3 protein-coding genes and 1 pseudogene are annotated in these 1,639 nt (G+C 69.3%); 2 read left to right on the forward strand and 2 right to left on the reverse strand.

Features of this window, described 5'->3' with window-relative positions; genetic code table 11:
- Positions 1 to 240: YbaK/EbsC family protein (locus LPA44_RS17940; protein ID WP_330166509.1), on the reverse strand; the 240-nt coding region annotated here is incomplete at its 3' end.
- A gap of 99 nt (positions 241 to 339) precedes the next feature.
- Between LPA44_RS17940 and LPA44_RS17945 the strand changes: the two genes are divergently transcribed.
- Positions 340 to 531, forward strand: a complete 192-nt coding sequence (locus LPA44_RS17945) for a hypothetical protein (protein ID WP_230890842.1) — start codon at positions 340 to 342, stop codon at positions 529 to 531.
- Between the two features lie 64 nt (positions 532 to 595).
- Here the strand turns inward: LPA44_RS17945 and LPA44_RS17950 are convergent, their stop codons facing one another.
- Positions 596 to 1,336, reverse strand: a complete 741-nt coding sequence (locus tag LPA44_RS17950; protein ID WP_230890843.1) for an SDR family NAD(P)-dependent oxidoreductase — start codon at positions 1,334 to 1,336, stop codon at positions 596 to 598.
- Positions 1,337 to 1,396: 60 nt separating this feature from the next.
- Between LPA44_RS17950 and LPA44_RS17955 the strand changes: the two are divergent.
- Positions 1,397 to 1,639: pseudogene (locus LPA44_RS17955) on the forward strand (universal stress protein); the annotation flags it as partial.

Consider the following 1,639-nt stretch of genomic DNA (forward strand, 5'->3'; position numbering starts at 1 on the left):
AGCGTTCCGGTAGACCGCGACCTTCGAGAGGTCCACGCGGTTCGCGCCGCTGGTCACCACGACGACCGGCTCGTCGTCGGCCACCACGACGATGCTGGACGCGATTTGTGCGACGTCGCAGCCGACCGCGTCGGCCGCGTCCGCCGCCGTCTTCGTCCCCTCGTCGAATTCGTGGACGTCCACGCCGACGTCGTACTCCTCGCGCGCCCGCTCGACGAACTCCGCGGCTCGCTCGTGCATGTACCGGCGTGACTGAGTGCGGGAGCAAAGGCGTACCGTTCCGCGCAATCGACGGCCGGGGAGAGGTGGGTTCTTCCGTGCGAGCGCGGTAGTCAGCGTATGGCAACCGACTCCGTGCTCGCCCGCCTGCTTCCGGTCGCCGGGACGGCGTACCTCGTCTACCTCGCGACGCAGCCGCCGCCCGTGCGCTGGGTCGGGCTCGGGTGTTTGACCGTCGTCACGCCGTTCCTCGTCGGCTGGATACTCGGGAACGTCTTCGGCGTCGGGCCGTGGAGCGGCGACAGCGAGTAAGCGAACCACTCGCGGCGCTCACGGCACGGCCGTTCGCGCGTTTCGGGGCGCGTGGCGCCCCGCGCTACACGTCCTCGGGCAGCCACCCGCCGTCGACTTCGATATTTTCGCCGGAGATGTAGTCGGAGTCCTCGTCGCAGAAGAACCGGACCGCCTGCGCGATATCGTCGGTCGAGGCCCATCGCCCTCGTGGCGCGTCCTCGGGAAATTCGTCGGAGGTCTCGACGACGTACGGGGAGACGGCGTTGACGGTGATGCCGTCGTCCTGGGTGTCCGCGGCGAGCATCCGGGTGAACATGAGCACGCCCTGTTTCGCGGCGAAGTACGGGAAGTTCTTCGGGGAGACCATCCCCTTCTCGGCGGAGGCGTAGCCGATGTTGACGATGCGGCCCCACTGCTGGGCGCGCATCCCGTCGAGCGCGCGCTTCGAGCAGAGGTACGTCCCCGTGAGGTTCGTGTGGAGGACGCGGTTCCACGTCTCGAAGTCGACGTCCTCCCAGTGCGCGGGCGCGAAGTCGCCGACGTTGTTCACGAGCACGTCCACGGTGCCAATTTCGGCTTCCGCGGCGTCGAAGATGGCGGCCACGCCCTCTGGGTTCGTCACGTCGCCCTGGACGGGGACGGCGTCGGGCGCGCCGCGTTCGCGGGCGTCGGCAGCGGTCTCGCTGGCGGCCACGTCGCTGCTGTGGTAGTGGACGGCGACGCTGGCGCCGCAGTCGGCCAGCGACAGGCAGAGCGCGCGACCGAGTCCCTTCGCGCCGCCGGTGACGAGCGCGGTGCGGTCGGTCAAGTCGGGAGCGAGCATGCGTCGTACTCCCGCGTGAGCCGGGATATTCTTATGGGGTTGCCGGGACAGGCGGGTGACATGGCTATCGAGAACCTGTTGTTGGCGGTCGGGCCGACGGACGACCAGCGTATCGAGCCGCTGGCGCGCACCGCGACGGACATCGCCGGTCCGGCGGGTGCGACGGTGACGCTCGCGCACGTCTTCACGCGCGAGGAGTACGAGGACATCGCGGACAGCCTCGGCTTCGAGGAGGGCGACGAGGTGACTGCCGACGTCGTGGCGCGCCGCCACGCAACGATTCGGGACCTCGAAGACCACCTG

Origin of the sequence: Halobacterium sp. KA-4, assembly GCF_021028995.1 — an archaeon.
Taxonomy (GTDB): domain Archaea; phylum Halobacteriota; class Halobacteria; order Halobacteriales; family Halobacteriaceae; genus Halobacterium.